Source organism: Cereibacter sediminicola, from assembly GCF_007668225.1.
GTDB classification, from domain to species: Bacteria; Pseudomonadota; Alphaproteobacteria; order Rhodobacterales; family Rhodobacteraceae; genus Cereibacter_A; species Cereibacter_A azotoformans.
Genome location: NZ_VDEK01000041.1, coordinates 1 through 23,863, shown reverse-complemented (window position 1 = coordinate 23,863; position 23,863 = coordinate 1). Strand labels below are relative to the sequence as shown.

General features: G+C 71.6%; 24 protein-coding genes, 1 pseudogene and 1 riboswitch. Of the genes and pseudogenes, 18 read left to right on the top strand and 7 right to left on the bottom strand.

Annotation, left to right across the window (positions count from 1 at the left end; all coding sequences use genetic code 11):
- Positions 1 to 160: 160 nt before the first annotated feature.
- Positions 161 to 769, bottom strand: a complete 609-nt coding sequence (gene cobO, locus FG154_RS18105) for a cob(I)yrinic acid a,c-diamide adenosyltransferase (protein WP_145110990.1) — start codon at positions 767 to 769, stop codon at positions 161 to 163.
- A complete protein-coding gene (locus FG154_RS18100; protein ID WP_145110987.1) occupies positions 766 to 1,995 on the bottom strand; it encodes an NnrS family protein in 1,230 nt (409 codons plus the stop codon). Before FG154_RS18100 ends, cobO begins: the two co-directional genes overlap by 4 nt.
- Positions 1,996 to 2,109: 114 nt before the next feature.
- Positions 2,110 to 2,303: riboswitch (cobalamin riboswitch) on the top strand.
- A gap of 101 nt (positions 2,304 to 2,404) precedes the next feature.
- On the opposite strand from FG154_RS18100, the gene FG154_RS18095 reads away from it, so the two are divergent.
- Genes FG154_RS18095 through cobJ form a run of 6 tightly spaced genes read left to right on the top strand, consistent with a single transcriptional unit; the run spans position 2,405 to position 9,129 of the window.
- Positions 2,405 to 2,764 carry a DUF1636 family protein gene (locus FG154_RS18095; RefSeq protein WP_145110985.1) on the top strand — a complete coding sequence of 120 codons (360 nt, stop codon included), beginning with the start codon at positions 2,405 to 2,407 and terminating at the stop codon, positions 2,762 to 2,764.
- Positions 2,761 to 3,798 carry a cobalamin biosynthesis protein CobW gene (cobW, locus tag FG154_RS18090; protein ID WP_145110981.1) on the top strand — a complete coding sequence of 346 codons (1,038 nt, stop codon included), beginning with the start codon at positions 2,761 to 2,763 and terminating at the stop codon, positions 3,796 to 3,798. Before FG154_RS18095 ends, cobW begins: the two co-directional genes overlap by 4 nt.
- A gap of 3 nt (positions 3,799 to 3,801) precedes the next feature.
- Entirely contained in the window at positions 3,802 to 7,038 is a 3,237-nt protein-coding gene (cobN, locus tag FG154_RS18085) for a cobaltochelatase subunit CobN (RefSeq protein WP_145110978.1), read from the top strand.
- Complete coding sequence (locus tag FG154_RS18080) at positions 7,038 to 7,667, top strand: precorrin-8X methylmutase (protein WP_145110974.1); 630 nt, start codon at positions 7,038 to 7,040, stop codon at positions 7,665 to 7,667. The genes cobN and FG154_RS18080 overlap by 1 nt, the downstream gene beginning before the upstream one ends.
- Entirely contained in the window at positions 7,667 to 8,398 is a 732-nt protein-coding gene (locus FG154_RS18075) for a precorrin-2 C(20)-methyltransferase (protein ID WP_186312431.1), read from the top strand. The genes FG154_RS18080 and FG154_RS18075 overlap by 1 nt, the downstream gene beginning before the upstream one ends.
- Positions 8,395 to 9,129 carry a precorrin-3B C(17)-methyltransferase gene (cobJ, locus tag FG154_RS18070; protein WP_145110967.1) on the top strand — a complete coding sequence of 245 codons (735 nt, stop codon included), beginning with the start codon at positions 8,395 to 8,397 and terminating at the stop codon, positions 9,127 to 9,129. The genes FG154_RS18075 and cobJ overlap by 4 nt, the downstream gene beginning before the upstream one ends.
- On the opposite strand, the gene FG154_RS18065 is transcribed toward cobJ, so the two are convergent.
- The gene (locus FG154_RS18065) at positions 9,105 to 9,848 is read right to left on the bottom strand and encodes a cobalt-precorrin-6A reductase (protein WP_145110965.1); all 744 of its coding nucleotides are present in this window, start codon (positions 9,846 to 9,848) and stop codon (positions 9,105 to 9,107) included. The genes cobJ and FG154_RS18065 overlap by 25 nt on opposite strands.
- Here FG154_RS18065 and cbiE point away from each other — a divergent pair.
- From cbiE to cobF, 5 genes are all read left to right on the top strand, one after another.
- A complete protein-coding gene (cbiE, locus tag FG154_RS18060; RefSeq protein WP_145110962.1) occupies positions 9,847 to 11,010 on the top strand; it encodes a precorrin-6y C5,15-methyltransferase (decarboxylating) subunit CbiE in 1,164 nt (387 codons plus the stop codon). The two genes, FG154_RS18065 and cbiE, sit on opposite strands and share 2 nt — an antisense overlap.
- Entirely contained in the window at positions 11,007 to 11,387 is a 381-nt protein-coding gene (locus FG154_RS18055) for a cobalamin biosynthesis protein (RefSeq protein ID WP_145110996.1), read from the top strand. Before cbiE ends, FG154_RS18055 begins: the two co-directional genes overlap by 4 nt.
- Complete coding sequence (gene cobM, locus FG154_RS18050) at positions 11,384 to 12,166, top strand: precorrin-4 C(11)-methyltransferase (protein ID WP_145110960.1); 783 nt, start codon at positions 11,384 to 11,386, stop codon at positions 12,164 to 12,166. The genes FG154_RS18055 and cobM overlap by 4 nt, the downstream gene beginning before the upstream one ends.
- Positions 12,163 to 12,885 carry a uroporphyrinogen-III C-methyltransferase gene (gene cobA, locus FG154_RS18045; RefSeq protein WP_145110956.1) on the top strand — a complete coding sequence of 241 codons (723 nt, stop codon included), beginning with the start codon at positions 12,163 to 12,165 and terminating at the stop codon, positions 12,883 to 12,885. Before cobM ends, cobA begins: the two co-directional genes overlap by 4 nt.
- Before the next feature lie 73 nt (positions 12,886 to 12,958).
- Complete coding sequence (gene cobF, locus FG154_RS18040) at positions 12,959 to 13,696, top strand: precorrin-6A synthase (deacetylating) (RefSeq protein ID WP_145110953.1); 738 nt, start codon at positions 12,959 to 12,961, stop codon at positions 13,694 to 13,696.
- 256 nt (positions 13,697 to 13,952) lie between these two features.
- Here the strand turns inward: cobF and aroB are convergent, their stop codons facing one another.
- Both aroB and FG154_RS18025 read right to left on the bottom strand, forming a co-directional pair.
- Positions 13,953 to 15,065: a 3-dehydroquinate synthase gene (aroB, locus tag FG154_RS18030; protein WP_145110948.1), complete on the bottom strand. Its 1,113-nt coding sequence runs from the start codon at positions 15,063 to 15,065 to the stop codon at positions 13,953 to 13,955.
- Entirely contained in the window at positions 15,062 to 15,655 is a 594-nt protein-coding gene (locus tag FG154_RS18025; protein ID WP_281282088.1) for a shikimate kinase, read from the bottom strand. Before FG154_RS18025 ends, aroB begins: the two co-directional genes overlap by 4 nt.
- Positions 15,656 to 15,792: 137 nt before the next feature.
- On the opposite strand from FG154_RS18025, the gene FG154_RS21770 reads away from it, so the two are divergent.
- The 4 genes from FG154_RS21770 to FG154_RS18005 all read left to right on the top strand — a co-directional run bounded on the left by FG154_RS21770 (position 15,793) and on the right by FG154_RS18005 (position 20,075).
- The gene (locus FG154_RS21770; protein ID WP_085996564.1) at positions 15,793 to 15,927 is read left to right on the top strand and encodes a hypothetical protein; all 135 of its coding nucleotides are present in this window, start codon (positions 15,793 to 15,795) and stop codon (positions 15,925 to 15,927) included.
- Entirely contained in the window at positions 15,917 to 17,488 is a 1,572-nt protein-coding gene (locus tag FG154_RS18015; protein WP_145110942.1) for a hypothetical protein, read from the top strand. The genes FG154_RS21770 and FG154_RS18015 overlap by 11 nt, the downstream gene beginning before the upstream one ends.
- Entirely contained in the window at positions 17,488 to 18,423 is a 936-nt protein-coding gene (locus FG154_RS18010) for a site-specific tyrosine recombinase XerD (protein ID WP_186312429.1), read from the top strand. Before FG154_RS18015 ends, FG154_RS18010 begins: the two co-directional genes overlap by 1 nt.
- Before the next feature lie 323 nt (positions 18,424 to 18,746).
- On the top strand, positions 18,747 to 20,075 hold the full coding sequence (locus FG154_RS18005; RefSeq protein ID WP_145110939.1) for an HlyC/CorC family transporter: 1,329 nt from the start codon (positions 18,747 to 18,749) through the stop codon (positions 20,073 to 20,075).
- On the opposite strand, the gene FG154_RS18000 is transcribed toward FG154_RS18005, so the two are convergent.
- Positions 20,045 to 21,181: a DUF6456 domain-containing protein gene (locus FG154_RS18000; RefSeq protein WP_145110936.1), complete on the bottom strand. Its 1,137-nt coding sequence runs from the start codon at positions 21,179 to 21,181 to the stop codon at positions 20,045 to 20,047. The two genes, FG154_RS18005 and FG154_RS18000, sit on opposite strands and share 31 nt — an antisense overlap.
- A gap of 218 nt (positions 21,182 to 21,399) precedes the next feature.
- Here FG154_RS18000 and FG154_RS17995 point away from each other — a divergent pair, with 218 nt between their 5' ends.
- On the top strand, positions 21,400 to 21,675 hold the full coding sequence (locus FG154_RS17995) for a DUF6477 family protein (RefSeq protein WP_011908558.1): 276 nt from the start codon (positions 21,400 to 21,402) through the stop codon (positions 21,673 to 21,675).
- Between the two features lie 170 nt (positions 21,676 to 21,845).
- Here the strand turns inward: FG154_RS17995 and copM are convergent, their stop codons facing one another.
- On the bottom strand, positions 21,846 to 22,187 hold the full coding sequence (gene copM / locus FG154_RS17990) for a CopM family metallochaperone (protein ID WP_145110933.1): 342 nt from the start codon (positions 22,185 to 22,187) through the stop codon (positions 21,846 to 21,848).
- Between the two features lie 250 nt (positions 22,188 to 22,437).
- Between copM and FG154_RS17985 the strand changes: the two genes are divergently transcribed.
- Positions 22,438 to 23,226 carry a gamma-glutamyl-gamma-aminobutyrate hydrolase family protein gene (locus FG154_RS17985; protein WP_186312433.1) on the top strand — a complete coding sequence of 263 codons (789 nt, stop codon included), beginning with the start codon at positions 22,438 to 22,440 and terminating at the stop codon, positions 23,224 to 23,226.
- 178 nt (positions 23,227 to 23,404) lie between these two features.
- Positions 23,405 to 23,811, top strand: a pseudogene (locus FG154_RS17980) (transposase); the annotation flags it as partial.
- Positions 23,812 to 23,863 lie beyond the last annotated feature (52 nt).

Here is a 23,863-nt window from a genome sequence, read left to right as displayed (position 1 = left end):
GCAGCGGTTTTTGGTACCGCCATTCGTTGGTTCGAATCCAGCCGCCCCAGCCACTTATCCCCCCGATGCGACCGACATCCGGCGCGACCTGCGCCCCTGTTCCGCGCCCGCCTGATCCGGGCGTCGGAGGATGCGGGAGACGGTCTCTCCCGCCCGTCGCCTAGAACTCGACGCCCGGCTGCCCCTTGATCCCGGCCCGGAACGGATGCTTGACCATCTCCATCTCGGTCACGAGGTCGGCCGCCTCGATCAGGTCGGGCTTCGCGTTCCGCCCCGTCAGGACGACATGGGTCATCGGCGGCTTTTCCTCGGCGAGGAAGGCCAGCACCTCGGCCAGGTCGAGATAGTCGTAGCGCAGCGCGATGTTGATCTCGTCGAGCAGCACCATGCGGAGTTCGGGATCGCGGATAAGCTCCTTCGCCTTGTCCCAGCCGGCGCGCGCTGCGGCAATGTCACGCTCGCGGTCCTGCGTCTCCCAGGTGAAGCCCTCGCCCATCGCGTGAAACTGGCAGAGCTCGCCGAAATGGGTCGTCAGCAACCGCCGCTCGCCCGTGTCCCAGGCGCCCTTGATGAACTGGACCACCGCGCAGGGCATCCCGTGGGCGATGCAGCGCAGGATCATGCCGAATCCGGCCGAGGATTTGCCCTTGCCCGTCCCGGTGTGGACGATGATCAGGCCCTTCTCGCCCGTCTTGTCGGCCATCATCCGATCGCGCGCTTCCTTGATGCGGGCCTTCTTCTCGGCGTGGCGCTGGTTCATGTCGGTCATCTTGGCATCCTGATCTGGACGACCTGCGGCGCTGCCGCGCGCGGGCCGGAGAAGACGGGTCGGGCAAGCGGCCCGACGACGGTGGGCAGGTAGCCCGCGAGAAAGGAAATCCAGCCCGCGCACCAGAGGATCGCGGCCACCGGGACGGCGTCGAAGCCGGCGATCAGCGGCGCCCAGAGGCGCAGGAGCGCCGCGGCCCAGACCAGCGCGAAGGCCAGAAGCATCGTCGGCCGCGCGCGCAGCGGGCCTCCGTCGCGGGGGGCTGCGGCCCGAGAGGCCAGTGAGAGGATCATTCCCGACATCGCCCCCATGGTCAGCGCGTGCAGCGCGTCCATCTCGGCGATGGGCACCAGGTTCAGCCGCGCAAGTCCCACGAGGATGAGCCCCGCCGCCAGCCAGCCGAAGGTGATGTGGAGGAGCAGCAGAAGCCGGTTCGCCCGCCCCCGCCAGCCGCGCCAGCCCGCAAGGCGCAGGCCCTGCGCGATCCCCGCGCCGACGAGGCAGAGGGCCGAGACTGTCTCCTCGCCCAGGAAGGTCAGCGCCAGCGCAAGCCAGAGCAACCCCAGCGCGCACCAGCCGAGGGCGGGTCGCGGTGCGGGGTCAGGCACGGGGCTTTCCACCTGCCGCAGCCAGTTCAGCGTGAAGGCCGGCACCATCCGCCCACCGATGATCGAGATCTTGATCGCGAAGAACATCCAGCCCACGCGCACCATGGTGGCCGCGTCGGGCAAACCATCCGTGAGCGCGGCCCGCAGATAGAGCGTCTCGGCCAGCCCGTAGGCCAGGACCCCTGCCCCGAAGCCGATCTTGGTCCAGCGGCCGGCCAGCACCGCCTCGCGCACCAGAATCCCGGCCAGCGCAAGGAAATAGGCGCAAGCCGCGGGCTGGATCAGCCAGAGCGGCGCCTCGGGCCAGAGCCCCGCCAGCACCAGCGCGACGCGCGCGAGCAGCCAGAGCGCGACCAGCGCCATCAGCGGCCGCCCCGACAGCGGGTCCGACCCGCGCCAGCCTTGCGCCGCGGTCAGGAAATAGCCGCCGACCGCCGCCGAGCCGAGCCCGAAGAGCATCTCGTGCCCGTGCCAGAGGCCCCACGTGCCCAGAACCGGCGCGGCAAGGCCCAGAGCCTCTCCCCACTGCCACCAGACCAGCCCCGCAAGCGCCCAGAGCCCCGCGCCCAGAAAGAGCGGACGGTGCGGCGCCAGCCAGAGATCATGCAGTCGCGTCATGGGGTGCGTCCTTTTCGTCCGCCCTTCTGCCGCGCCCGGCGCGGCTTGTGAAGCCGTCCCGCGTCCTCTCGTCCCGGCCCTCCGCGTCGGCTTGACAAGGGCGGCCCTTTCGCTCACCACTGCCGCCGCGCTGGTTCCTGTCCGCAAGCGACAGGCGAAGAGGGAATGCCCAGAGGCAGCCGCCCCCGCGACCGTGACCGGAGAGGTTGTCCATGCCACTGGCCGCAAGGCCGGGAAGGCGGACCGCCGCGGGACCGCAAGGCCCCACATCCGCAAGCCGGGAGACCTGCCAGCGCTGAGACTTACGGGCGGACGGGGTGTTCCGCGGCCGGTGGACCGAGGTGCCGCCTTGTGCCGCCTCCCTCCCCTGGATCGGGCCCCCTTTCCGCCGCAGGACAAGGGACGGCCGATGACCGTGACGCTGCACGTCTGCACCACCTGCCGCGCGGGACAGCCCGTGGCCGAGGGCGAGGCCACGCCTGGCCTGCGGCTTCATGCCGCGCTCGCCGCCGATGCCCCCCAGGGCATCACCGTCCGGCCGGTCGAATGCCTCTCCGCCTGCTCGCAGGGCTGCGCCGTGGCTTTGTCGGCCCCCGGCCGCTGGAGCTATGTCTACGGCCGCCTTGCGGAGTCCGACGCGCCCGCGATCCTCGAAGGCGCCGCCGCCTATGCGGGCGCCCCCGACGGCGTCGTGCCCTGGCGCGAGCGGCCCGAGATCTTCCGCAAGCAGTCGCTTGCCCGCCTTCCCCCCATCGGAGAGATGCCATGACCGACCTTGCCAAGATCCCCGTCACGGTGATCACGGGCTTCCTCGGCGCCGGAAAGACCACGCTGATCCGGCACCTGATGCAGAACCCGGGCGGGCGCCGCCTTGCCGTCCTGGTCAACGAGTTCGGCACGATGGGCGTCGATGGCGACCTGATCCGCGCCTGCGCCGACGAGAACTGCCCCGACGAGGCGATCGTGGAACTGGCGAACGGCTGCCTCTGCTGCACCGTGGCCGACGAGTTCATCCCCACCATCGAGGCGCTGATGGCGCTGCCCAGGCGCCCCGATCACATCCTGATCGAAACCTCGGGCCTTGCGCTGCCGAAGCCGCTCCTGAAGGCCTTCGACTGGCCGGCCATCCGCTCGCGCATCACGGTCGATGGCGTGATCGCGCTCGCCGATGCCGAGGCCGTCGCCGCGGGCCGTTTCGCCCCCGACGCCGAGGCGGTGGCGGCGCAGGCACAGGCCGAGGGCGCCGATCACGAGACCCCGCTCTCGGAGGTGTTCGAGGATCAGCTCGCCTGCGCCGACCTCGTGCTTCTGACAAAGGCCGATCTGGCCGGCGAGGCGGGCCTTGCCGCGGCCCGCGCCGTGGTCGAGGCCGAGGCGCCGCGCCCGGTTCCGATCCTGTCCGTGACCGAAGGCGCGGTCGATCCCAGGGTCATCCTGGGGCTTCATGCCGCGGCCGAGGATGATCTTGATGCCCGCCCCTCGCACCACGACGGGGCCGACGATCATGAGCACGACGATTTCGCCTCGACCGTGGTCGATCTGCCCGAGATCGCCGACCCCGAGCGGCTGGCCGAGGCGATCCGGGCGCTGGCGACCGAGCGCAACGTCCTCCGCGTGAAGGGCCATGTGGCGGTCGCGGGCAAGCCGATGCGGCTTCTGGTGCAGGCGGTGGGCGCGCGCGTCCGCCACCAGTTCGACCGGCCCTGGAGCGGCGCGCGGCAAAGCCGCCTCGTCGTCATCGCCGAGCGTGGCGATCTCGACGAGGCCGCGATCCGGCAGGATCTTCTGGCGCGGATCGGCTGAGCCATGCATGTCGTCTTCCGCGAAAGCCACGGGCTCGAGGAGACCGCGACCCCGTTCGATCCCGGCCAGACACCCGCGGATCTGGTGGTCCTGTCCTTCTCCGACAGCGATCTCGGGGCCTTCGCGGCGGGCTGGCACCGGGCGAACGGAGGGCTGCCCTCCACCCGGCTTCTGAACCTCGTGGCGCTGCGCCATCCCCTCTCCATCGATACCTATGCCGAGACGGTTCTGGCCCATGCCAAGGCGATCCTGATCCGGCTGATCGGCGGAGAGAGCTACTGGAGCTACGGGCTGGCCGAGGTGCAGGATCTCTGCCGGCGCCGCGGGATCGCGCTGGCGGTCCTGCCCGCGGACGGGCGCGAGGATCCGGCGCTCGACGCGCTTTCGACCCTTCCCGTCTCGACGCTGCGGCGGCTGTCGGCGCTCTGCGACGCGGGCGGGGCCGTGGCCGCGCAGGCGGCGCTGGCGCAACTGGCGCTGGCGGCGGGGCTCTATGCGGGCCCCGTGCCGGGTGAGAAGCGGATGCCCGACATGGGCTGGTATGATCCCGCCCGCGGCGTCATCCCCGAGCCCGAGGCCCAAGGCGCGCCGGCCGTCGTCGTCACCTTCTACCGCAGTTACCTGACCGCCGCCGACACGGGCCCCGTGGACGCGCTGATCTTCGCGCTTCGCGAACGGGGGTTCCGCGCCTTCGGCCTCTTCGCCCCCTCGCTGAAGGCGCCGGGCGCGCCCGACTGGATCGCCGCCGCACTCGCCCGCCTCGGTCCCGCGGCCATCGTCAATGCCACCGCCTTCTCGGCCAAGGGCTCCGAGGGCTCGCCGCTCGACGGCCCCGGCTGCCCGGTGTTTCAGGTCGCTCTCTCGACCGCGCGGCGGCGCGACTGGGCGGCGGCCGAGCGTGGCCTCTCGCCCGCCGATCTCGCCATGCATGTGGTGCTGCCCGAGGTGGACGGGCGGATCTTCGCGGGCGCCGTCAGTTTCAAGTCGCCCGGCAAACGCTGCCCGGACCTGCAATATTCCCGTTTCGCCCACCGCGCCGACCCCGCCCGCGTGGCGGCCGTGGCCGACCGTGTGGCGGCCTGGCACCGGCTGGCCCGAACGCCCGCGCCCGAGCGGCGCCTGGCCCTCGTCCTCTCGACCTATCCCGGCCGGCCCGACCAGATCGCCCATGCCGTGGGCCTCGATGCGCTGGCCTCGGCCGAGGCGCTGGCGGGCACGCTGGCCGCGGCGGGCTATTCGACAGCCTCCGGCGAGGGCCTCGCCGAAGCGCTGCTGACCGAGCGGCAGAGCTGGCCGCTCGCCGCCTACGAGGCCGCGCTCGCAACCCTGCCCGATCCCCTGCAACACGCGCTTCGTGAAGCGTGGGGCCCGCCCGAGGCCGATCCCGACTGCCGCGACGGCGCCTTCCGCTTCGCGGCCCTGCGCCGCGGGCACCTCCTGCTCGCGCTGCAACCCGAGCGGGGCGAGGTGGCGGCGCGGGATTCCGATTACCACGATCTCGCCCGTGTGCCGCGGCACGCCTATGTGGCCTTCTACCTCTGGCTGCGCGCGCAAGGTCTTCATGCGCTGATCCACATGGGCGCGCACGGCACGCTCGAATGGCTGCCGGGCAAGGCGGTGGCGCTGTCGGACGCCTGCTGGCCCGAGGCGCTGACCGGCGCGCTGCCGGTGATCTATCCCTTCATCGTCAACGATCCGGGCGAGGCGGCGCAGGCGCGGCGGAGGCTCGGGGCGCTGACGCTGGGTCACATGCCGCCGCCCTTGCGCGAGAGTGCGCTTCCCGGAAATCTCGAGCGTCTGGAACGGCTTCTCGACGAATATTCCACCGCCGACGGGCTCGACCCGGCCCGGCGCGGGCGCCTCATCGGCGCCATCCGCGACGAGGCCCGCGCCGCGGGCGTCGAGGAGGATCTGGGCCTGCCCGCCAACGCCACCCCGGCCGAGGCCATCACCCGCATCGACCGCTTCGTCTGCGACTTGAAGGAAAGCCGCTACGGCGAGGGGCTGCATCTCTACGGCGCGGCCCCGGGCGAGACGGAGGGCATCCTCGCCGCGCTCGACGGGCGCCGGGTGGCCGCCGGCCCCTCCGGCTCGCCGCACCGCGGACGGACGGATGTGCTGCCCACGGGCCGCAACCTCTATTCCGTCGATCCGCGCGCCGTGCCCTCGCGGGCGGCGCACGCGCAGGGGGTGAAGCTCGCCGAGGAACTCCTTCGCCGTCACCTGCAGGACCAGGGCGACTGGCCGAAGGGGCTGGTGATCGACCTCTGGGGCTCGGCCTCGATGCGGACGGCGGGCGAGGAATTCGCCATGGCGCTGCATCTGGCGGGCCTCTCCCCCCGCTGGGACGAGGGGTCCGAACGGGTCTCGGGCATAGAGATCCTGCCGCTCGCGCTGCTGGGGCGCCCGCGCATCGACGTCACGCTGCGCGTCTCGGGCCTCTTCCGCGACATCTTCCCCACGCTCGCCCAGCTTTTCGAGACCGGCGCCGAGGCGCTGGCCGCCCGCGAGGAGGCGCCCGAGGACAACCCCTATCTCTCCCGCAGCCCGCGCGTCTTCGGGCCGAAGCCGGGCCTTTACGGCGTGGGCGTGCGGTCCGACGACTACAGCCCCGAGGGGCGCCTTGAGGCGGGCGAGGCCTGGATGGAGGGCTCGTCCTGGGCCATCGGCGCGGACGGCGCGGCCACGCCCGCCCGCGGCGCGCTCGAGGGGCGGCTGCGCGCGGCCGACGCCTTCGCCCATGTGCAGGATCTGGCCGAGAGCGACCTTCTGATGGCGCACGACCATGCCGCGCACGAGGGCGGCTTTGCGGCGGCGCTGGCCCGGCTCGGGCGCGAGGCCGCGCTCTATCACCTTGATGCCACGCGCCCCGACCGGCCGCGCGCGCGCAGCCTGACGGAAGAGCTGTCCCGGATCGTGCGCGCCCGCATCGCCGATCCCGCCTGGGCCAGTGGCATGATGCGCCACGGCTTCCGGGGGGCGGCCGAGATCGCGGCCTCGGTCGATCATCTGGCGAGCTTTGCCAATCTCACTCGCGCGGTGCCCGACGGGCTCTTCGACCTCTGTTTCGAGGCGACGCTGATGCGCGAGGATCTCGTGGCCTTCATGGAGCGCGAGAACCCCGCCGCCCTCGCCGCCCTTCGCGCCCGGTTCCACGCGCTGGCCGAGGCCGGCCTCTGGCAGCCGCGCCGCAATTCCATCGCAGCCCTCCTCGCCTGCGTCCCCACGGAGACAGACTGATGCCGCATCTCTATGAAACCGACGGGGCGGCGATCTACCGCCAGTCCTTCGCCACCATCCGGGCCGAGGCGGCGCTCGCGCGCTTCACGCCCGAGGAGGAGGTGGTGGTGGTCCGCATGATCCACGCCGCCGGCATGGTGGGGCTCGAGGCGCATGTCCGCTTCTCGCCCGGCATGGCGGTTGCGGCGCGGGCGGCGCTCGAGGCGGGGGCGCCGATCCTCTGCGACGCGCGGATGGTGAGCGAGGGCATCACCCGCCCACGCCTCCCGGCCGGGAACCGCGTGGTCTGCACCCTGCAGGACGCGGCGGTGCCCGAGCTTGCGAAATCCATGGGCACCACCCGCTCGGCCGCGGCGCTGGAGCTGTGGCGGCCGCATCTGGCGGGTGCCGTGGTGGCGATCGGCAACGCGCCGACCGCGCTCTTTCATCTGCTGAACATGCTCGAGGATCCGGCCTGCCCGCGGCCCGCGGCCATTATCGGCTGCCCTGTGGGCTTTGTCGGAGCCGCGGAATCGAAGGAGGCGCTGATGGAAGACCTGCCCTGCCCGTCGCTGATCGTCGAAGGCCGCCTGGGCGGGTCGGCGATCACGGTTGCGGCTGTCAACGCGCTTGCCTGCCGGGTGGAATGATGGGCCGCATCATCTGCGCGGGCCTCGGCCCCGGCGATCCCGAGCTTCTGAGCGTCAAGTCGGACCGGCTGATCCGGCAGGCCCGTCATGTGGCCTATTTTCGCAAGGCGGGCCGCGCGGGACAGGCGCGCCGCATCGTCGAGGGGATGCTGAGGCCGGACGCCGTCGAATACCCGATGGATTATCCGGTCACGACCGAGATTCGCTTCGATCATCCCGACTACAACCGGATGCTGGCGGAGTTCTACGACCTCTGGGCCGACCGGCTGGCCGAGCTTGCGCGGACGGAAGAGGTGGTGGTGCTCTGCGAGGGCGATCCGCTGTTCTACGGCTCGTTCATGCATCTGCACAGCCGGCTGCAGGGCCGCGCCGAGGTCGAGATCGTGCCGGGCATCCCCGGCATGGCGGGCTGCTGGAACGCGGCCGGCCTGCCGATCACCTGGGGGGACGATGTGCTCTCGGTGCTGGCAGGCACGCTCTCGGAAGAGGATCTGGCCCGCCATGCGGCGGCGGCCGATGCGGTGGTGGTGATGAAGACCGGGCGCAACCTGCCCAAGGTGCGCCGGGCGCTGGCGGCCGCGGGCCGGCTCGAGGAGGCCTGGCTCGTCGAGCGCGGCACCATGCCGGGCCAGCGGGTCGCGCGGCTGGCCGAGGTCGAGGGCGCGGACTGCCCCTATTTCGCCATCGTGCTCGTCCCCGGACGCGGGCGCCGGCCGGAGCTGGTGGAATGAGCGGCTGGCTCGTGGTGGCGGGTCTCGGGCCCGGAGCCGAGGGGCTCGTCACGCCTGAGGTCTCGGCTGCTCTGGCCGAGGCCACGGATGTCGTGGGCTACATTCCTTACGTCGCGCGCGTGGCCAAACGGCCGGGCCTGACGCTCCACGCATCCGACAACCGGGTGGAGGTCGAGCGCGCGACCCGTGCGCTCGAGATGGCGGCCGAGGGGCGGCGGGTGGTCGTGGTCTCCTCGGGCGATCCAGGGGTCTTTGCCATGGCCTCGGCCTTGTTCGAGGCGCTGGAGGCGCGGCCCGAGTGGCAGGCGCTCGACATCCGCATCCTGCCCGGCATCACCGCGATGCTGGCCGCCGCCGCCGCCGCCGGCGCGCCGCTCGGGCACGATTTCTGCGCGATCAACCTGTCGGACAATCTCAAGCCCTGGGCGCTGATCGAAAAGCGCCTGCGGCTCGCCGCCGAGGCGGATCTGGCGATGGCCTTCTACAATCCCCGCTCGAAGTCCCGCCCCGAAGGCTTTGCGCGCGCGCTGGAAATCCTGCGCGAGGCTTGTGGCCCCGACCGTCTCGTGACCTTCGCGCGGGCCGTCTCGACGTCCGAGCAGCATCTGCGCACCGTCACGCTGGCCGAGGCCACGCCCGAGATGGCCGACATGCGGACCGTGGTGATCCTCGGCAATTCGGCCACGCGCCGTGTGGGCCGCTGGGTCTATACGCCGAGGTCGGCCGGATGAGCGAGCCAGGCCAGCACCGCCTCGGGCGTCTCGGCGCGCGGGCGCGGCGGGATCGCGGGCCGGTCGATCAGCACGACCGGCAGGCCCAGCTCGCGCGCGGCATCAAGCTTGGCGCGCGCGCCCTCGCCGCCCGCGTTCTTGGCCACGATCCACTCGGTTCCGTGGCGGCGCAGAAGGTCGAGATCCTCGGCCAGCGTGAAGGGGCCGCGGGCGATCACGGCCTGCGCCTGGGGCAGCGGCAGCGCCTCGGGCGGATCGACGAGGCGCAGCAGGTAGTGGTGCTGCGGCCGGCCCGCGAAGGCCGCGAGATGCAGGCGGCCGATGGCGAGGAACACGCGCGCCGGTGCCTCGGGCAGCGCCTCGGCGGCGGCCTCGACCGAGGGCACGCGGATCCAGCGGTCGCCCGGCCCCGCCACCCAGGGCGCGCGTTCGAGCGCCACCAGCGCCGTGCCGGTGGCGTCACAGGCCTCGACCGCGTTCCGGCTCATCTGCGCGGCGAACGGGTGGGTCGTGTCGATCACATGGCTGATGCCTTCCGCGCGAATGTAGGCGGCGAGCCCTTCGGCGCCGCCAAAGCCGCCCACCCGCACGGGCAGCGGCTGCGCCACGGGCGCCGCGGTGCGGCCCGCGTAGGAGAAGACGGACGGAAGACCCGTCTCGGCCAGGGCGCGCGCCATGCGGCTGGCTTCGGTCGTGCCGCCCAGAAGGAGGATGCGCATGGCTGACCCCTGGCTGTCGATCATCGGTCTGGGCGAAGATGGACCGGCGGGGCTGACGGATGCAAGCCGTGCCGCGCTGGCGGCCGCCGAGATCGTGGTGGGCGGGCCGCGGCATCTGGCGCTGGTGGACGCCGGGGCGCGCGGGATGGAATGGCCGGTGCCCTTCGATCCCGCCCCCGTGCTCGCGCTGCGCGGGCGGCCGGTGGCGGTGCTCGCGTCGGGCGATCCGTTCTGGCACGGCGCGGGCGGCAGCCTCGCGGCCGCGCTCGAGCCCGACGACTGGTGCGCCTTTCCCGCTCCGGGTGTGGTGGCGCTGGCTGCGGCGCGGCTCGGCTGGCGGCAGGAGGAGGTGCTGGCGCTTGGCCTTCATGCCGCGCCCGTGGAGCGGCTGCTGCCCGAATTGGCCCCGGGCCGCCGCGCGATCTGCACGCTGCGCGACGGGCCCGCGGCGGGGGCGCTGGCGGCCTTCCTTGCCGCCGAAGGCTGGGGAGACAGCCGCCTGTGGGTGCTGGAATCGCTGGGCGGCCCGCGTGAGCGCGTGCGCGAGGCCACCGCCGGCGGCTTTGCGCTGACGGATGTGGCCGCCCCGGTCACGGTGGCGATCGAGGCGCGGGGCGGGACGGCCCTGCCCCGCAGCCCGGGCCTGCCCGACGGCCACTTCGCCCATGACGGGCAGATCACCAAGGCGCCGGTCCGGGCGCTGACGCTCGCGGCGCTGGCCCCGCGGCGGGGTGAGCTTCTGTGGGATCTGGGCGCAGGTTCGGGCTCGGTCTCGGTGGAATGGTGCCTTGCGGGCGGCCGCGCCGCCGCGGTCGAGGTCCGGCCCGAGCGCGCGGCCAACATCCGCGCCAACGCGGCCCGTTTCGCCCTGCCGCTCGAGGTGGTCGAGGGGCGCACGCTTGACACCTTGGCCTCCCTGCCCGCGCCGGACGCGATCTTCGTGGGCGGCGGCTTTGATGCGGACCTCTTCGAGGCGCTGCCCCGCACCGCGCGGCTCGTCGTCAACGCCGTGACGCTTGAAACGGAGGCGCTGCTGGCCGCGCTTCATGCCCGGCACGGCGGCGAACTCCTGCGGATCGAGATCGCCCGTGCGACGCCGCTGGGCCGGATGCGCGGCTGGGAGGCGGCGCGGCCGGTGGTGCAATGGAGCCTCGTGCCATGATCGTGGCGGGGCTGGGCTTCCGCGAGAGCGCGACCGAAGAGGATCTTGCCGCAGCCCTCACGCTGCTGGGCGAGATGCCCGAGCTGCTGGCCACGCTGGACGCGCGCGCGGCGCTGCCGGCCCTGACGGCGCTGGCCCGCAGGCTCGGGCTGCCGGTGGTGGGGCTGCCGGAGGCCGCGCTGGCCGGCATCGCCACGCCCACCCGCTCGGCCCGGATCGACGAGCGGTTCGGCACCGGATCGGTCGCCGAGGCGGCGGCGCTGGTGGCCGCGGGCCCCGGCGCACTTCTGACGCGGCCCCGCCAGATCGCGGGGCCCGTGACCATCGCCGTGGCCCGGACGGCCGCGGAACCTGACAGGAAGGGAGCCACGGCATGACCGTGCATTTCATCGGAGCGGGCCCCGGAGCGCCCGACCTCATCACGCTGCGCGGGCGCGACCTGATCGCGGCCTCGCCGGTCTGCCTCTATGCGGGCTCGCTGGTGCCCGAGGGGGTGCTGGCCCATTGCCCGCCCGGCTGCCGGATCGTGAACACGGCGCCGCTCAGCCTCGATGCGATCATCGACGAGATCGCCGCCGCCCATGCCGAGGGCAAGGATGTGGCGCGGCTCCATTCGGGGGATCTTTCGGTCTGGTCGGCGATGGGCGAGCAGCTGCGGCGGCTGCGCGCGCTGGGCATCCCCTATGACGTGACGCCGGGCGTGCCCTCGTTCGCCGCCGCCGCGGCGACGCTCGGGGCGGAACTCACGCTGCCCGGCGTCGCGCAGTCGGTGGTGCTGACCCGCACTTCGGGGCGGGCCTCGCCGATGCCTGAAGGCGAGAGCCTCGCGGCCTTCGCGGCCACCGGCGCGGTGCTGGCGATCCATCTCTCGGTGCATGTGCTGGACCGGGTTATTGCGGATCTTCTGCCGCATTACGGCGCCGATTGCCCGGTGGCGGTCGTCTGGCGCGCAAGCTGGCCCGACGAGCGGGTGGTCCGCGCGACGCTCGGCACGCTGCAGGCGGCCCTTGGCGCCGAGCTGGAGCGGACGGCGCTGATCCTTGTGGGGCGCAGCCTCGGGGCCGAGGATTTCGCCGAAAGCCGCCTCTATGCCGGCGACTACGACCGCCGCTACCGGCCAGTGGGCACCCATCCGCGTTTCCCGGAACAGGCATGACGGGCTTTGTCTCCTTCGTCTCGTCCGGGCCCGGCGACCCGGAGCTTTTGACGCTCAAGGCCGTGGACCGTCTCGGCCGCGCCGATGCGGTGCTGTTCGACGATCTCTCGTCGGGGCCGATCCTCGCCCATGCGCGCGCGGGGGCCGATCTTGTGGGGGTGGGCAAGCGCGCGGGCCGCGCTTCGCCGAAGCAGGACCATGTGAGCCGCCTTCTGGTGGATTATGCCCGGACGGGCGTGCGCGTGGTGCGGCTGAAATCGGGCGATGCGGGGCTGTTCGGGCGCCTCGAGGAAGAGATCGACGCGCTCGAGGCGGCGGGGATCGGCTACGAGATCGTGCCGGGGGTGCCCTCGGCCTGCGCGGCGGCGGCGGCGGCGGGCATTCCGCTCACGCGGCGGCTGACCGCGCGTCGGGTGCAGTTCCTGACCGGCGCAGATGTGACGGGCGGGCTGCCCGAGCAGAACCTCGCCGCCCTGGCCGATCCGGCGGCGACAACGGTGGTCTTCATGGGCAAGCGCACCTTCCCGACGCTCGCCGACGCGCTTTTTGCGGCGGGCCTGCCCCGCGAGACGCCCGCCATGCTGGCCGAGGGGGTCTCGACCCCGGCGCAGAAGATCTGGCGCGGGACGCTGGAGGGGCTGGTGCAGGAGGTGGCGCGGGCGGGCGATGCGCCGGCGCTGATCCTCTACGGGCCGCTGGCCGGCGAGGATGCGGGATGAGCGATCCGGCCCACATGACCCACGCCGACAGAGGCCACGGCGCCTCGCCGGTGGCTGCACAAGGAGCCTTGCCATGTTTGACCTGATCCTGATCGGCATCGGCACCGGCAATCCCGATCATGTGACGCTCGAGGGGCGACGCGCCATGGCCGAGGCCGACCTGATCCTCGTGCCGCGCAAGGGGGACGACAAGGCGGACCTTGCGGGGTTGCGGCTGGCGATCCTGGCCGAGGCCGCCCCGCATGTGCCGGTGGCCGAGTTCGACCTTCCGGTGCGGGATGCGGCGCACCCCGACTACCGGCAGGCCGTCGAGGATTGGCACGATGCGATCGCGCTGGCCTGGGCTCAGGCGGCGGGACCGGCGGCCCGCGTGGCGCTGCTGATCTGGGGGGATCCGTCGCTCTATGATTCAAGCCTGCGGATCGCCGCCCGGCTGCGTCCGGCGCCGCGGGTGCGTGTCGTTCCTGGCATCACCGCGATCCAGGCGCTCTGCGCCGCCCACGCCATTCCGCTGAACGAGGTGGGGGCGCCGGTCCTGGTCACCACCGGGCGCCAGCTCCGCGACGGGGGCTGGCCCGAGGGGATCGATCGCCTGGCCGTCATGCTCGACGGAGAGACGAGCTTTCGCCACCTGCCGCCCGACGGCGTGCGGATCTGGTGGGGCGCCTTTCTCGGAATGAAGGAGCAGATCCTTGCGGAGGGCCCGCTTGCGGACGCGGGCCCGCGCATCGTCGCCGCCCGCGCGGAGGCCCGCGCGCGGCACGGCTGGATCATGGACATCTACCTTCTGGCGCGGAGCCCCGCCGCCTGAGCGACCGGCGCCGTTCCGCTTCCGCCAAAGGTCGGTCCGAACCAGACCGCTTCCGGGGCGTTTCACCCGCAGAAGAGCCCGCTCCTGCGGGCACAACAAGGAGAACCGTGATGTTTCCCGTCCCGAGACTGACCTACGAGGCTCTGGGCCTGATGATGCCCCAGCCGGTGCTGGAGTTCTGGTATTCGCCGCTGCCGACCGGCTGCTCGCTCTGATCCCTGCCCCGCCGCGCTGACGGGGCGGAAATCCATTCCCGTCAGCGGCTTGCCAGCGCCTCTTGAAGGATGCTGCGAACGAGATCCCCCGGAACATCCTCGGCCACGAACGCCGCGCCGATGCCACGGGCGAGGATGAAGCGCAGCTTGCCGTCCACCACCTTCTTGTCCTGCGCCATCAACCGCAGCAAGCCCTCGGCATCCGGCAGATCGCCCGGAATGTCGCGCAGATCGACCTTCATGCCCATGGCGCGGAGATGCGCGCGCAGGCGGCTCGGCGCCTCCTGGGCGCAGAGGCCCATCCGCTGGCTGAGCTCGAAGGCCAGCGCGCAGCCGATCGCCACCCCTTCGCCGTGGAGCAGCCGGTCGGAATAGCCGGTGGCCTTCTCCAGCGCATGGCAGAAGGTGTGGCCGAGGTTCAGGAGCGCCCGGTCGCCCTCTTCGGTTTCGTCGCGCGCCACGATCTCGGCCTTCATCTCGACCGAGCGGCGCACGGCGCGTTGCCGCGCCTCGGGGTCGGAGGCGAGACGCGGGGCCGCCTCTTCCAGCCATTCGTAGAAATCGGCGTCGCCCAGCAGGCCGTATTTCACCACCTCGCCGTAGCCGGCCAGGAAATCCCGCGCGGGCAACGTCTCGAGCACGCCGATGTCGGCCAGCACCAGCGAGGGCTGGTGGAAGGCGCCGACGAGGTTCTTGCCCTGCGCGGTGTTGATCCCGGTCTTGCCGCCGACGGAACTGTCCACCTGCGCCAGCAGCGTCGTCGGCACCTGGACGAAGCGCACGCCGCGCCGCAGGACCGCCGCCGCAAAGCCCGCCAGATCGCCGATCACCCCGCCGCCGAGCGCCACGACCACATCGCGCCGCTCGACCTTCTCTTCCAGCAGCCACTCCACGGCGCGCGAGAACTGCTCCCAGCCCTTGGTGGCCTCGCCCGCGGGCAACGCCAGCGCCGAGGAGGCGATGCCCGCCTCGGCCAGGGCCGCCTGGAACGGCGCGAGATGCAGGCCCGCCACCGTCTCGTCGGTGAGGATCGCCAGTTTCGGCCGGCGCAGGAGGGGCGCGATCTCGGCGCCCGCCCGCGCGATCAGGCCGGGGCCGATCCGCACCTCATAGGCGCGCGCGCCCAGTTCCACCCGCACCGCATCGACCGTCATCCGTCCGTCTCCAGCACATCAGGGCGCGTGGCCAGCGCCTCGCGCACCCGCACCGCCATCTGTTCCACCGTTCCCTCGCCGCTTTCCACCACGAGGTCCGCCTGCGCATAGACCGGATCGCGCGCCTCGAGAAGCGCCCGCAGCGTCTCGCGCGGGTTGGGCGTGCGCAGGAGCGGCCGCGTCGCCTTGTGCCGCACCCGCTGCCAGAGCACCTCGAGATCGGCCTTGAGCCAGACCGACACCCCCTGCTCGCGGATCATCCGGCGGTTGGCCTCGGCCATGAAGGCCCCGCCCCCGGTCGAGAGCACGCATGGCGCGTCCTTCAGGAGCCGCGAGAGAACCTGGCTCTCCTTCTCGCGGAAGAAGGGCTCGCCGTCGCGGGCGAAGATCTCGGCGATGGTGCGGTTGGCGGCGCGCTCGATCTCCTCGTCCGAATCGAGGAAGGGCACGGCCAGCGCCCGCGCGAGCGCCGTGCCCACCGCGGTCTTGCCCGCGCCCATCATCCCCACCATCACAACCGTCTTCTTCAGCCGCGCCATGAACTCCTGGCCGTCCCCGTCCCTCAGCCGGCGCACTTCCGCCCCGGACATCAACTTTGTTGCCTGAATGGCGTGAAGTCGGGTGAAATGCCATATATATTCGACGCGAACGATCTCCGGGGCGGTGAAGCATCATCCATGCCTCCGGGGCAACAATAGCCGGGGCAGAACGAGGGTCGGAAACAGGCATGTGGCGCATCTTGAAGGTCTTGCTGGTGCTCGTGGTTGCGGGGTTGATCGGGTTGACGGGCTACGCCTATCTCGCCGATCTCTCGCCGCCGCAGACGGATGTGACCAAGCCGGTGATGCTGAATGCCCAATGACGCAACGGCCGGCCCGATCCGTGCCGGTGCGCGACGCGGGGCCGCGGCCGTCTGCGCGCTGATCGGCCTTTCGGCCGGCGCCGCGGCGCAGGAGCCGCTGTCCGCGATCGACTGGCTGTCGCGCTCGGTGGCGGCGCCGGTCAAGGTCGCGCCCCCTTCGGACGAGCCGGGGATCACCAAGGGCGCGCTGCCGGCCGAGGTGGCGGTCACGCCGCTGGACGGGCCCTCGCCCGATGCGGCGGGCCTTCTGCCGCCGGCGGTGACGGGGTTGCCGCACGCGCTCTGGGGGATGGGGCGGACGACCGACATCGCCAACCGGATCGCCATCGCACCCACGGGCACCCTGCCCGCGCTGCAGTCGCTCCTGACTACGATCCTGCTGGCCGAGGCGCAGCCGCCCGCCGATTCCGAGGGCAAGGGGCGGCTTCTGCTGGCGCGGGTGGACAAGCTGCTGGCGATCGGGGCGCTGGAGGCGGCCACGAGCCTGATCGATGCGGCCAGCGACAACGGGGCCGAGATCTTCCGGCGCAAGTTCGATATCGCGCTTCTGACCGGGGAAGAGGACACCTCCTGCGCCGAATTGCAGAAGTCGCCCGATCTGGCCCCCACCTTCCCCGCGCGGATCTTCTGCCTGGCCCGCTCCGGCGACTGGAACGCCGCCGCCCTGACGCTGCGCACGGCGCAGGCGCTGGGATATGTGGACGATGCGCAGGATGCGCTGCTCTCGCGGTTCCTTGATCCCGACCTTTACGAGGATGAGGGCCCGCTCACGCATCCCGCGCGCGTCACGCCGCTCGACTGGCGTCTGCTCGAGGCGGTGGGCGAGACGCTGCCCACCCAGTCGCTGCCGATCGCCTTCGCCCATGCCGAGCTGCGCGAGACCGCCGGCTGGAAGGCCCAGATCGAGGCGGCCGAGCGGCTGTCGCGGGCGGGCGCGCTGGAGCCGAACCTGCTGCTCGGCCTCTATACCGCGCGCAAGGCCGCGGCCTCGGGCGGGGTCTGGGACCGGGTGCGCGCCTTTCAGGCGCTCGATGAGGCGCTGACGGTGGGCGATGCGGCGGCGGCCGGTCCCGCTCTGCTGCTGGCCTATGAGCGGATGTCGGAAGTCGAACTCGAGGTGACGCTGGCCCGGCTTCTCGCCGGTCGGCTGGAGGGGCTGGCGCTGCCGCCCGAGGCGGATGCGCTGGCCTTCCGGGTCGGCCTGCTCTCGCCCGACGCCGAGGCCGTCGCCCGCGCCCGCAAGCCCAGGGATGCGGCCGAGGGCTTTCTTCTGGCGCTGGCCGCGGGCGATCCGGCGCGCGCCGCCGCGCCGATGGACCCGATGGGTCGCGCGGTCGCGGCGGGCTTCGGCACGGCCGGACCCTCCGAGACGGCGAAGGACTATCTGGATCAGGACCGTCCCGGAGAGGCGTTGCTGCTCGCCCTCGAAGAGGTGACGCGGGGCATGGACGGCGACACCACGGGCGTCGCGCAGGGCCTCGCGCTCCTTCGCACGCTCGGGCTCGAGAAGGTCGCGCGGCGTACCGCGCTCGAACTGATGCTGCTGGAGCGACGCGGCTGATGGCGCCTGCGGGGATGGAGCGGTGGATCTCGGCCTTCCTCGAGGCGCAGGCGGCCGAGCTGGATGCCGCGCGCAACACGCGCCTGGCCTACGGGCGCGATCTGAAGGACTTTGCCGGCTGGCTCACGCGGCGCTCCGCGGACTTCGCCACGGCCGATCGCGCGGCGGTCGAGGCCTATCTGGTGTTCTGCGAGGCGCAGGGCCTGTCGCCGGCCACGCGCGCGCGGCGGCTGTCGTCGATTCGCCAGCTCTACCGCTTTGCCCATGAAGAGGGGTGGCGCGCCGACAATCCCGCCATCCGCCTCCGCGGACCGGGGCGCGCCCGGCGTCTGCCCAGGACGCTCGAGATCGAGGAGGTGGACCGGCTGCTCGAGGCCGCCCGTGACAAGGGGCGGCGCGCCTCGGATCAGATCCGCAACCGTTGCCTCCTTGAGTTGCTGTATGCCACGGGGATGCGGGTCTCGGAGATGGTGGGCCTGCCGGTCGCGGCGGCACGGGGCAATCCGCAGATGATCCTGGTGCGCGGCAAGGGCGGCAAGGAGCGGATGGTGCCGCTCTCTCCGCCCGCGCGCGAGGCGCTGGCGGACTGGCTGCGGGTGCGCGACGAGGCCGAGGCCGCGGGACAGAAGGCCGGGCGTGCGGCCTCGCGCTTCCTGTTTCCGGGCTCGGGTGCTGCGGGCCATCTGACGCGCGAATATTTCTACGTCCTCATCAAGCAGATCGCGGTGTTGGCGGGGATCGATCCCTCGAAGGTCACGCCCCACACGCTGCGCCACGCCTTTGCCACGCACCTGCTGGCCGGAGGGGCCGACCTGCGGGTGATCCAGACCCTGCTCGGTCATGCCGACCTCTCCACCACCGAGATCTACACCCATGTGCTCGACGAGCATCTGAAGGACCTCGTGCTCAGGCACCATCCGCTTGCGCGCGAGTAAGGGCGGAACCGCTGCGACAGGCCCAGCGATCGCCGGGCTGCGCGGCCATCCGCTTGCGCACGAGTGAGGGCGGAACCGGCCGACCGTCGCTCCGATCTCGTCAGCGGCGGCGGCCTTTCGCTTGCACGCGGGCAAGGGCTGCCCGTCCGGCCGATCAGGCGACAGAGGGGGCGGACGTGAGGCGACCGGCCCGCACCGGAGGGACCGTCGAAGGCCCGCATCGCGCGGAGCTTCGCTCGCGGGGCCCGTGCGAGAAGGCTTGCCGGGGGGCTCTGCCCGCTCCACATTAGGCGCCTGCCGTTCCCGAAGGACTGTAACCCGTCATGAATCTCTCGAACCTTGATCCGGCAACGCTGCTGACGGCCGTTGCCATTCTGGGTCTTCTCGTGCTGTCCGCCTTCTTCTCGGGCTCGGAGACGGCCCTCACCGCCTCGTCGCGCGCCAAGCTTCGCGCCAAGGCCGACAAGGGCTCACGCGGGGCCGAGCGGGCGTTCGAGATCACCGGAGACAACGAGCGGATGATCGGCGCGCTGCTTCTGGGCAACAACGTGGTGAACATCCTGTCGGCCTCGCTGGCCACGGCGCTGCTGACCCGGCTCTTCGGCGATGGCGGCGTGGCGGTCGCGACGCTGGTCATGACGCTGCTGGTGCTGATCTTCGGCGAGGTGCTGCCCAAGACGCTGGCCATCAGCCGGCCCGAGAGCTTTTCCTCGGTGGTGGCGCCGGTGATCCGGGTCCTGATCGTCCTGTTCTCGCCCATCGTGGCGGTGGTGCGGGCGCTGGTGCGGGGCCTTCTGCGGCTGGTGGGCGTGCGGATCGATCCGGGCGACCACATGCTGGCGATCCGGGACGAGATCGCCGGGGCCATCGCGCTCGGCCATTCGCAGGGCGCGGTGGAAAAGGAGGACCGCGACCGGCTGCTCGGCGCGCTCGACCTGTCGGAGCGGACGGTCGAGGAGATCATGCGCCACCGCAGCCAGATCGAGATGATCGACGCCGACAAGCCCGCGGAAGAGGTCATCGCGCAGGTGCTCTCCTCGCCCCACACGCGGATCCCGCTCTATCGGGGCGACCACGAGAACATCCTCGGGATCATCCACGCCAAGGATCTGCTGCGCGAAGTGTCGCGGCTGATGCGGACGGGCAGCACCGGCGCGCTGGAGGAACTCGACATCCTTTCGGTGGCGATGAAGCCCTATTTCGTGCCCGAGACGACGCCCCTCGATGAGCAGATGCGCCAGTTCCTGAAGCGGCACACGCATTTCGCGCTGGTGGTGGATGAATATGGCGCGCTCAAGGGCCTGATCACGCTGGAAGACATCATCGAAGAGATCGTGGGCGAGATCAACGACGAGTTCGACGTGGCCCTCGAGATGACGCTGAAGCGGTCCGATACGGGCGACTATCTGGTGGACGGTTCCATGACGATCCGCGACCTGAACCGGATGATGGACTGGCAACTGCCCGACGAGGAGGCCAACACCGTGGCCGGGCTCGTGATCCACGAGGCGCAGATGATCCCGAACGAGGGGCAGGCCTTCAGCTTCCACGGCTTCCGCTTCGAGGTGCTGACCAAGCGCGACAACCGGATCATGAAGCTGAAGGTCCGCCCGCTCGATGCTCAGCCGATCAGCGGGCGCGACCGGCCGTAGGTCTCGTCATAGTGCCGCCGCAGCCGCTGGAGCGCGATGCGGAGCACGATCTTGCCCGAGCGGGCGGACCAGCCCATCCGCCGCTCGGCCGCCTCGAGCCCCTCGAGAAAGCAGCAGCAGCGCAGAACCATGTCGCCGAGGCCGGGCCCGAGGTCGCGCAGCGCCGCCGCCACCCGCTCGCGCGCCTGACGCGGCCCCTCGGCACCGCCCGGGTCGGTGCGAAAGCTGCCCCGGTCGGCACCCGTCAGGAAGCGGTCCCAGTTCTGCGCGACGCGCGGGCCCATCTGGGCCAGCTCGAAATCCTCGCGCAGCCGCTCGGCCGCCTCGACCAGTTCGGCCGCGAGAAAGGGCTGCCCGTCCTTGTCGCGCCGCCGCCCGAGCACGGCCACGGGGCTTTCGGCGGCGTTGTAGCGGACACGGCGCGGCCCGTCCTCGTCGCGGATCTCGCGCTCGGCCCAGTCGCGGTGCTGGGCGGCGAAGGGCTGCGCCGCCTCGGCCATCCCGCCGCCGCGTCCGGCCTCGTCCCGCTCGACCAGCCGCTTCAGCGCGGCCCGGCCCGTGGCGGTGATCTCGTAGGTGGCGATCCGGCCGGGCTTGCGGCAGGTGATCCAGTCCTTGAGCGCGAAGACCTGCGCCACGGCCCGGTCCATCACGGCGGTGCGGGCCGTGCTTCCGTCGGGCAGCGAGCGCAGGACCGCCGCCTTCTCCATGTCGGGCGCCACCGCGAGAACGGTCTGCGGCTCGGCCAGGCGGCGCAGGATGCGCCGGGCCTCGCGCGCGATGGTCGTCTCGTCAAGCAGCGCCGGCCGGAGCGCAGGCGAGGCTTCGGGGCGGATCGGTGCCGTCATGTCGGGTCTGTCCTTTCTGGCTGGGAAGGCTCCGCGCCCCAGAGATCGCCCGAACGCCGCCAGCGCCTCGTCCACGAGAGGATCGTCGCGCCGGCTCTCGCAGCGGCGCACATGGCGCATCACCGTCGAGGCGTGACAGCCCTCGCGGCGCGCCAGCGCGCGCAGCGAAAGGCCTTCCTCGGTGTGATCGAGATAGAGCCGCACCGGCTCGGGAAGCCAGGCGGGCAGCGTCGGTGACAAGCGAAGATCGGTCTGCATCATTCCATCCCGTGGCGCCGGAGTGATGGCAGTATCCGGCCTTGGACTTTTGCAACCGTCAGGGGCATTGGTTACCTGTTCGTTAACAACTGCGGTGTTGTTGATAATTCTTTCTAATTCCTAAACATTCGAGAAACCTCCGCACGCTGAATCGGTCGCGGGCGCAACGCAGAGTTGCACTGACTCAATCTGTCGATCCCCCGACAGAGGAGAATCTCATGACCGAAATCCGCAGCCTCCTTGCCGAGATCCGCCGCCCCCGACTCCTGATGCGCGCTGCGCGGCTGGGTCTTGCGGACTACCGGCGCGAGCGCGACCTGCGCCGTCTGGTCGAGGACCAGCGGCCCGAACGGGCGGTGACGGCGCTGTTGCAGGAGGAGCGGAGGCTCGAGGCGCGCCGGCAGGCGGGCGATGCCACCTACTCGGTTACGCACCATGTCGAGGTGCTGATCGCGCTCATCGCCGAGGCGCGGCTGATCCAGCCCCTGCCCTGACGATCCGCGCGGCTGCCGGATCACGGCCTGCGGCGCCGCGCCGGGATGATGCGTGCGCGCCCGCAGGTCTGCGGCGGCGCTGGTCGGCGGGCGCACGGGCGGCGCGCGACCACAGACCTGCAAGAGCGGAGGGCGCGGACGGCGCTGCCCCGTCCGCGTCCGCGGACGGGCTAGTGCCCGTGGCGGGTCAGCCACTCCTTCATGAAGGCGATCTCGGCCTCCTGCGCCTGGATGACCTCTTCGGCAAGCTTGCGCACCTCCGGGTCCGACCCGTGCTCGAGCGCAACGCGCGCCATGGCCACCGCGCCTTCGTGGTGCGGGATCATCGAGCGCATGAAGTCCACATCCGCATCCCCTGTCAGCGGCAGGTTCATGGCCTCGTGCATGGCCCGGTTCGCCTCTTCGTAGGCCAGGCTGGAGCCCGAGCCGGCGGACTGCCCGTGGCCCGAATGGTCCATCTGGGCGAAGGCCGGACCGGCGGCAACAAGGGCGATCAGGATCAGTGAGCGCATGGTGTCCTCCTTGTGAATGATCCGATGAACCCGGCTTCCCCCGCCGGAACGCAAGTCACGAGCCCGTGATCCGCCGCCCGGCCGGACGCCGGTTCGCAGGCAGCGCAAGCACAGGCTGCACAAGAGCGCGGCGTTCTGTGCATGTGTGCGGGGGTTCCGGGCGGCCCGGCCCTTCACCATCGTGGCCGCGCGCCTTATCTTTTTCCTCATGCGACCCCAGATCCCCGAAGCCCAGATCCTCGGCACCGCCATGCCCCATCCCGCCAGCCGCCGCCCGGTCGTCGGCATCATCGGCAACTCCTCGCTCCTGAACGAGACCTATCCCGTTCATGCCGGGGGCACGATGAACAGCGAGGCGGTGGCGCTCGTCTCGGGCTGTCTTCCGCTGATCATTCCGACGGACCCGAACTTCGTGACGGTCGAGGAACTGCTGGATCTCTGCGACGGCTTCCTGCTGACGGGGGCCCGGCCGAACGTGCATCCGTCGGAATATGGCGAGGATGAGACCCCCGCCCACGGGCTCTTCGAGCGGGCGCGCGACGCGATCACCCTGCCGCTGGTGCGGGCCTGCGTCGAGCGTGGCCAGCCGTTCCTCGGCATCTGCCGCGGGTTTCAGGAGGTGAATGTGGCGATGGGGGGCACCCTGCATCCCGAGATCCGCGATCTGCCGGGCCGGATGAATCACCGGATGCCCCCGGACGGCACGATCGAGGAGAAATTCGCGCTGCGCCATCCGGTGCGCTTCACGGCCGGAGGAGTTTTTCACCGGCTGATGGGGACGAAGGAGGTCATGACCAACACGCTCCACGGCCAGGGGATCGCGCGGCCGGGGCGCAGGATCGTGATCGACGGCACCGCCCCCGACGGGACGCCCGAGGCGATCTATGTCGAGGGCGCGCCGGGCTTCACCCTCTCGGTGCAGTGGCACCCGGAATGGAATGCCGCAGCCGATCCCGTTTCGCGCCCGCTCTTCGCCGCCTTCGGGGACGCGGTCCGAACATGGGCGGACTGCCGCTCCCCGGCCCGCCTGAGCGCCTGAGAGTGCGGCAGGCTGGGGCGTATCCGGCTCGATCGCGTAGCCGGCGGGCACCCCGGCCGGGCGGCGCACCTTCAAGAGCCCGTTGATGCAGGAAATCTCGGGCGCGCGGTTCGGATCGCGCGTAGCGATTAGTGGCCTGCCGGGCATTGTTGCAGAACTCTCGCCGTGAAGGATTCACATTACAAATCCATGCGGTCAGACGTGTGGCAAGAGCAAGCCCAAGCCCGCCCGTTACCGCACGACGAACTGGTCCGCCTACAACGCAAGCGCGGGTCGTTGCTGATCTGGCTGGACGAGGAGATGGCCTGGCACGCGCCACATGAATGCCGCCTTGGGCGGCCACCGGTGTTCTCGAATACGGCGATCCAGTTCTGCCTGTCGATCAAGGTGCTGTTCAGGCTGCCGCTCAGACAGACCGCCGGGATGGTCGCCAGTCTGCTGCACCTCGCGAGGCTGGACTGGCCCGTTCCGGACTACTCGACCCTGTGCCGCAGGCAGAAGACCCTGAAGGTGCAGATCCCCTATCGCCGTGCTGGCGGGCCGCTGAACCTGCTGGTGGACAGCACCGGCATCAAGTTCCTCGGGTGAGGCAGGACCGTGGCGCCAGTGGCGCCGCGTAAGCCTGCCGAACGCGAGT

What these genes read in the sequence shown, in the direction of transcription:
- cobN (WP_145110978.1), top strand. Translation starts at nt 3,802, where the DNA reads ATGCATGTCGTCTTCCGCGAAAGCCACGGGCTCGAGGAGACCGCGACC.
- copM (WP_145110933.1), bottom strand. Translation starts at nt 22,187, where the DNA reads ATGCGCTCACTGATCCTGATCGCCCTTGTTGCCGCCGGTCCGGCCTTC.
- cbiE (WP_145110962.1), top strand. Translation starts at nt 9,847, where the DNA reads ATGGCTGACCCCTGGCTGTCGATCATCGGTCTGGGCGAAGATGGACCG.
- cobA (WP_145110956.1), top strand. Translation starts at nt 12,163, where the DNA reads ATGACGGGCTTTGTCTCCTTCGTCTCGTCCGGGCCCGGCGACCCGGAG.
- FG154_RS18055 (WP_145110996.1), top strand. Translation starts at nt 11,007, where the DNA reads ATGATCGTGGCGGGGCTGGGCTTCCGCGAGAGCGCGACCGAAGAGGAT.
- aroB (WP_145110948.1), bottom strand. Translation starts at nt 15,065, where the DNA reads ATGACGGTCGATGCGGTGCGGGTGGAACTGGGCGCGCGCGCCTATGAG.
- FG154_RS18015 (WP_145110942.1), top strand. Translation starts at nt 15,917, where the DNA reads ATGCCCAATGACGCAACGGCCGGCCCGATCCGTGCCGGTGCGCGACGC.
- FG154_RS17985 (WP_186312433.1), top strand. Translation starts at nt 22,438, where the DNA reads ATGCCCCATCCCGCCAGCCGCCGCCCGGTCGTCGGCATCATCGGCAAC.
- FG154_RS17995 (WP_011908558.1), top strand. Translation starts at nt 21,400, where the DNA reads ATGACCGAAATCCGCAGCCTCCTTGCCGAGATCCGCCGCCCCCGACTC.
- FG154_RS18100 (WP_145110987.1), bottom strand. Translation starts at nt 1,995, where the DNA reads ATGACGCGACTGCATGATCTCTGGCTGGCGCCGCACCGTCCGCTCTTT.
- cobW (WP_145110981.1), top strand. Translation starts at nt 2,761, where the DNA reads ATGACCGACCTTGCCAAGATCCCCGTCACGGTGATCACGGGCTTCCTC.
- FG154_RS21770 (WP_085996564.1), top strand. Translation starts at nt 15,793, where the DNA reads ATGTGGCGCATCTTGAAGGTCTTGCTGGTGCTCGTGGTTGCGGGGTTG.
- FG154_RS18010 (WP_186312429.1), top strand. Translation starts at nt 17,488, where the DNA reads ATGGCGCCTGCGGGGATGGAGCGGTGGATCTCGGCCTTCCTCGAGGCG.
- FG154_RS18005 (WP_145110939.1), top strand. Translation starts at nt 18,747, where the DNA reads ATGAATCTCTCGAACCTTGATCCGGCAACGCTGCTGACGGCCGTTGCC.
- cobF (WP_145110953.1), top strand. Translation starts at nt 12,959, where the DNA reads ATGTTTGACCTGATCCTGATCGGCATCGGCACCGGCAATCCCGATCAT.
- cobO (WP_145110990.1), bottom strand. Translation starts at nt 769, where the DNA reads ATGACCGACATGAACCAGCGCCACGCCGAGAAGAAGGCCCGCATCAAG.
- FG154_RS18080 (WP_145110974.1), top strand. Translation starts at nt 7,038, where the DNA reads ATGCCGCATCTCTATGAAACCGACGGGGCGGCGATCTACCGCCAGTCC.
- FG154_RS18075 (WP_186312431.1), top strand. Translation starts at nt 7,667, where the DNA reads ATGGGCCGCATCATCTGCGCGGGCCTCGGCCCCGGCGATCCCGAGCTT.
- FG154_RS18065 (WP_145110965.1), bottom strand. Translation starts at nt 9,848, where the DNA reads ATGCGCATCCTCCTTCTGGGCGGCACGACCGAAGCCAGCCGCATGGCG.
- FG154_RS18025 (WP_281282088.1), bottom strand. Translation starts at nt 15,655, where the DNA reads ATGTCCGGGGCGGAAGTGCGCCGGCTGAGGGACGGGGACGGCCAGGAG.
- FG154_RS18095 (WP_145110985.1), top strand. Translation starts at nt 2,405, where the DNA reads ATGACCGTGACGCTGCACGTCTGCACCACCTGCCGCGCGGGACAGCCC.
- FG154_RS18000 (WP_145110936.1), bottom strand. Translation starts at nt 21,181, where the DNA reads ATGCAGACCGATCTTCGCTTGTCACCGACGCTGCCCGCCTGGCTTCCC.
- cobM (WP_145110960.1), top strand. Translation starts at nt 11,384, where the DNA reads ATGACCGTGCATTTCATCGGAGCGGGCCCCGGAGCGCCCGACCTCATC.
- cobJ (WP_145110967.1), top strand. Translation starts at nt 8,395, where the DNA reads ATGAGCGGCTGGCTCGTGGTGGCGGGTCTCGGGCCCGGAGCCGAGGGG.